At 56.0% G+C, this 5,301-nt stretch carries 3 rRNA genes; all 3 read left to right on the top strand.

The features are described 5' to 3' along the window. The first annotated feature begins 120 nt into the window (after positions 1-120). The 3 genes from ACLJO0_RS44040 (at position 121) to rrf (ending at position 5,297) form a co-directional block, all read left to right on the top strand. Positions 121-1,635 (top strand): 16S ribosomal RNA (locus ACLJO0_RS44040). A 325-nt stretch (positions 1,636-1,960) separates the two neighbouring features. Beyond that, positions 1,961-5,097 (top strand): 23S ribosomal RNA (locus ACLJO0_RS44035). Positions 5,098-5,180: 83 nt separating this feature from the next. Then, a 5S ribosomal RNA gene (gene rrf / locus ACLJO0_RS44030) occupies positions 5,181-5,297 on the top strand. The 16S, 23S and 5S rRNA genes sit together here, the layout of an rRNA operon. The last annotated feature ends 4 nt before the right edge of the window (positions 5,298-5,301 follow it).

Here is a 5,301-nt window from a genome sequence, read left to right as displayed (position 1 = left end):
GTGTTGCTTGAGAACTCAACAGTGTGCTAGTGAACTAAGCCAGTAGAGCTTATGTATTTGAACCTCGTTTGAGGTTCCTTTGAGAGCAAGAAAATTTTGCCTCGATTGAATTCGAAGACATTGTTGGAGAGTTTGATCCTGGCTCAGGACGAACGCTGGCGGCGTGCTTAACACATGCAAGTCGAACGATGAAGCCTTCGGGTGGATTAGTGGCGAACGGGTGAGTAACACGTGGGCAATCTGCCCTGTACTTTGGGATAAGCCTGGGAAACTGGGTCTAATACCGGATATCACTGACTCTCGCATGGGGGTTGGTTGAAAGTTCTGGCGGTACAGGATGAGCCCGCGGCCTATCAGCTTGTTGGTGGGGTAATGGCCTACCAAGGCGACGACGGGTAGCCGGCCTGAGAGGGTGACCGGCCACACTGGGACTGAGACACGGCCCAGACTCCTACGGGAGGCAGCAGTGGGGAATATTGCACAATGGGCGAAAGCCTGATGCAGCGACGCCGCGTGAGGGATGACGGCCTTCGGGTTGTAAACCTCTTTCGCCAGGGACGAAGCGCAAGTGACGGTACCTGGATAAGAAGCACCGGCTAACTACGTGCCAGCAGCCGCGGTAATACGTAGGGTGCAAGCGTTGTCCGGAATTATTGGGCGTAAAGAGCTCGTAGGCGGTTTGTCGCGTCGTTCGTGAAAACTCCACGCTTAACGTGGAGCGTGCGGGCGATACGGGCAGACTTGAGTTCGGTAGGGGAGACTGGAATTCCTGGTGTAGCGGTGAAATGCGCAGATATCAGGAGGAACACCGGTGGCGAAGGCGGGTCTCTGGGCCGATACTGACGCTGAGGAGCGAAAGCGTGGGGAGCGAACAGGATTAGATACCCTGGTAGTCCACGCTGTAAACGTTGGGCGCTAGGTGTGGGCGACATCCACGTTGTCCGTGCCGTAGCTAACGCATTAAGCGCCCCGCCTGGGGAGTACGGCCGCAAGGCTAAAACTCAAAGGAATTGACGGGGGCCCGCACAAGCGGCGGAGCATGTGGATTAATTCGATGCAACGCGAAGAACCTTACCTGGGCTTGACATGCGCCAGACATCCCTAGAGATAGGGCTTCCCTTGTGGTTGGTGTACAGGTGGTGCATGGCTGTCGTCAGCTCGTGTCGTGAGATGTTGGGTTAAGTCCCGCAACGAGCGCAACCCTTATCCTACGTTGCCAGCGCGTTATGGCGGGGACTCGTGGGAGACTGCCGGGGTCAACTCGGAGGAAGGTGGGGATGACGTCAAGTCATCATGCCCCTTATGTCCAGGGCTTCACACATGCTACAATGGCTGGTACAGAGGGCTGCGATACCGCGAGGTGGAGCGAATCCCTTAAAGCCGGTCTCAGTTCGGATCGCAGTCTGCAACTCGACTGCGTGAAGTCGGAGTCGCTAGTAATCGCAGATCAGCAACGCTGCGGTGAATACGTTCCCGGGCCTTGTACACACCGCCCGTCACGTCATGAAAGTCGGTAACACCCGAAGCCCACGGCCCAACCCGCAAGGGAGGGAGTGGTCGAAGGTGGGACTGGCGATTGGGACGAAGTCGTAACAAGGTAGCCGTACCGGAAGGTGCGGCTGGATCACCTCCTTTCTAAGGAGCAACACATCCACCCCGCCGGGATACCCGGATCAACGGTGGTGGAGTGGCCAGGGTTTCAACACCGAATGTGTGTTGGCGCTGGTTGCTCAAGGAATTGTGGAACTACTGGTTTATGCGATCGCCGGCTGTTGCCGGGGCGTCTGAGTACTGCTTCCTCTTGAGGGGGCGTGGAAAGGGTGATCCCGGGATGATCGGGGATGGTGTTCGCTGGCATGCTGTTGGGTCCTGAGGCAACACGCCGTGGGGCTTTCACGCTCCGGGAGTTTGTTTCTGGTGTGGTGTTTGAGAACTGTAGAGTGGATGCGAGCATCTTTGTGGTCAAGTTGTTAAGGGCACATGGTGGATGTCTTGGCTTCAGGAGCCGATGAAGGACGTGGGAGGCTGCGATATGCCTCGGGGAGCTGTCAACCGAGCTGTGATCCGAGGATTTCCGAATGGGGAAACCCAGCACCAGTTATGTGGTGTTACCCGCATCTGAATATATAGGGTGTGTGGAGGGAACGCGGGGAAGTGAAACATCTCAGTACCCGTAGGAAGAGAAAACAACCGTGATTCCGTGAGTAGTGGCGAGCGAAAGCGGAAGAGGCTAAACCATGCACATGTCAAGCTGTCAGGCGTTGTGTGTGTGGTGTTGTGGGACCCAGCGTCGAGGATCTGACAGTCCTCGGAACGATTACGCGTGTTAGTGGAACGCCTTGGGATGGGCGACCGGAGTGGGTGAGAGTCCCGTACGCGAAAGCATGTTGTGGATCGTTTGTTTGGTGTTCCCGAGTAGCAGCGAGCTCGTGGAATTTGCTGTGAATCTGCCGGGACCACCCGGTAAGCCTAAATACTTCCTGAAGACCGATAGCGGACTAGTACCGTGAGGGAAAGATGAAAAGTACCCCGGGAGGGGAGTGAAAGAGTACCTGAAACCGTGTGCCTACAAGCCGTCAGAGCCCGAGCACATCCTTGTGATGTTGAGGTGATGGCGTGCCTTTTGAAGAATGAGCCTGCGAGTTAGTGCTGCGTGGCGAGGTTAACCCGTGTGGGGTAGCCGTAGCGAAAGCGAGTCTGAATAGGGCGTCTGAGTCGCGTGGTCTAGACCCGAAGCGGAGTGATCTACCCATGGCCAGGCTGAAGCGTCGGTAAGACGACGTGGAGGGCCGAACCCACTTAGGTTGAAAACTGAGGGGATGAGCTGTGGGTAGGGGTGAAAGGCCAATCAAACTCCGTGATAGCTGGTTCTCCCCGAAATGCATTTAGGTGCAGCGTCACATGTTTCACCACGGGGGTAGAGCTACTGGATGGTCTAGGGGCCTTACCGGGTTACCGAAATCAACCAAACTCCGAATACCGTGGTGTGAGAGTGTGGCAGTGAGACGGCGGGGGATAAGCTTCGTCGTCGAGAGGGAAACAGCCCAGAACACCAGCTAAGGCCCCCAAGTGTGTGCTCAGTGGGAAAGGATGTGGGATTGCCCAGACAACCAGGAGGTTGGCTTAGAAGCAGCCACCCTTGAAAGAGTGCGTAATAGCTCACTGGTCAAGTGGTCCTGCGCCGACAATGTAGCGGGGCTTAAGCACACCGCCGAAGCTGTGTCATTGACACATATAGATCGGCGTTCTCCTTGCGGGAACGTCTAGTCGTGTTGATGGGTAGGGGAGCGTCCTGCATCCAGGGAAGCGGCGGCGGAAGCCAGTCGTGGAGGGTGTGGGAGTGAGAATGCAGGCATGAGTAGCGAATGCAGAGTGAGAAACTCTGCCGCCGGATGACCAAGGGTTCCTGGGCCAGGCTAATCCGCCCAGGGTAAGTCGGGACCTAAGGCGAGGCCGACAGGCGTAGTCGATGGATAACGGGTTGATATTCCCGTACCCGAGCACGTGCGCCCAGGATGAGGCGGTTGATACTAACCACCCAAAGCCGGTTACCGATGTCTTCGGACGGAGGTTTCTGTGTGGAGCGTGGGATCTGATTCCGTAGTAGTCGAGTGATGGGGTGACGCAGGAAGGTAGCTCCGCCAGTGAGTGGTAGTACTGGTGTAAGCGTGTAGGCCGAAGCATAGGTAAATCCGTGTTTCATATAGGCTGAGACGTGATGCGTAGCCGATTGAGGCGAAGTAGAGTGATCCTATGCTGCCGAGAAAAGCCTCTAGCGAGTGCGTGCACGGCCCGTACCCCAAACCAACACAGGTGGTCAGGTAGAGAATACTAAGGCGATCGGGTGAACTGTGGTTAAGGAACTCGGCAAAATGCCCCCGTAACTTCGGGAGAAGGGGGGCCAGTGCACTTGAAGCCTCTTGCAGGCTAGGGTGTGGTGGCCGCAGAGACCAGCGGAAAGCGACTGTTTACTAAAAACACAGGTCCATGCGAAGTCGCAAGACGATGTATATGGACTGACGCCTGCCCGGTGCTGGAACGTTAAGAGGACCGGTTAACCTTTCGGGGTGAAGCTGAGAATTTAAGCGCCAGTAAACGGCGGTGGTAACTATAACCATCCTAAGGTAGCGAAATTCCTTGTCGGGTAAGTTCCGACCTGCACGAATGGCGTAACGACTTTCCGGCTGTCTCAACCACAGGCCCGGCGAAATTGCACTACGAGTAAAGATGCTCGTTACGCGCGGCAGGACGGAAAGACCCCGGGACCTTTACTATAGTTTGGTATTGGTTTTCGGTTCGGCTTGTGTAGGATAGGTGGGAGACTGTGAAGCTGGCACGCTAGTGTTGGTGGAGTCGTTGTTGAAATACCACTCTGGTCGGATTGGGAATCTGAACCTCGGACCATGATCTGGTTCAGGGACAGTGCCTGATGGGTAGTTTAACTGGGGCGGTTGCCTCCTAAAGAGTAACGGAGGCGCCCAAAGGTTCCCTCAGCCTGGTTGGCAATCAGGTGTTGAGTGCAAGTGCACAAGGGAGCTTGACTGTGAGACAGACATGTCGAGCAGGGACGAAAGTCGGGACTAGTGATCCGGCACCACCTGGTGGAAGGGGTGTCGCTCAACGGATAAAAGGTACCCCGGGGATAACAGGCTGATCTTGCCCAAGAGTCCATATCGACGGCATGGTTTGGCACCTCGATGTCGGCTCGTCGCATCCTGGGGCCGGAGTAGGTCCCAAGGGTTGGGCTGTTCGCCCATTAAAGCGGCACGCGAGCTGGGTTTAGAACGTCGTGAGACAGTTCGGTCCCTATCCGCCGCGCGCGTAGGATACTTGAGGAAGGCTGTCCCTAGTACGAGAGGACCGGGACGGACGAACCTCTGGTATGCCAGTTGTCACGCCAGTGGCATGGCTGGTTGGCCACGTTCGGAAGGGATAACCGCTGAAGGCATCTAAGCGGGAAGCCTGTTCCAAGATGAGGTATCCCACCCCTTTGTGGGTTAAGGCCCCCAACAGACCATTGGGTTGATAGGCCAGAAATGGAAGCACAGTAATGTGTTATCGAGTTGACTGGTACTAATAGGCCGAGGACTTGCCCACAAAGATGTTACGCATCCACTCTACAGCTCTGAAACACCACACAACCACCAGCAGTATTCGGTGGTGTGGTTGTTTCATAGTGTTTCGGTGGTTATAGCGTCAGGGAAACGCCCGGTCCCATTCCGAACCCGGAAGCTAAGCCTGACAGCGCCGATGGTACTGCAACCGAAGGGTTGTGGGAGAGTAGGACACCGCCGGACTAAC

It is taken from the genome of Amycolatopsis sp. lyj-108, from assembly GCF_046549005.1.
GTDB lineage: Bacteria > Actinomycetota > Actinomycetes > Mycobacteriales > Pseudonocardiaceae > Amycolatopsis.
This window is presented reverse-complemented; position numbering and strand designations above follow the sequence as displayed.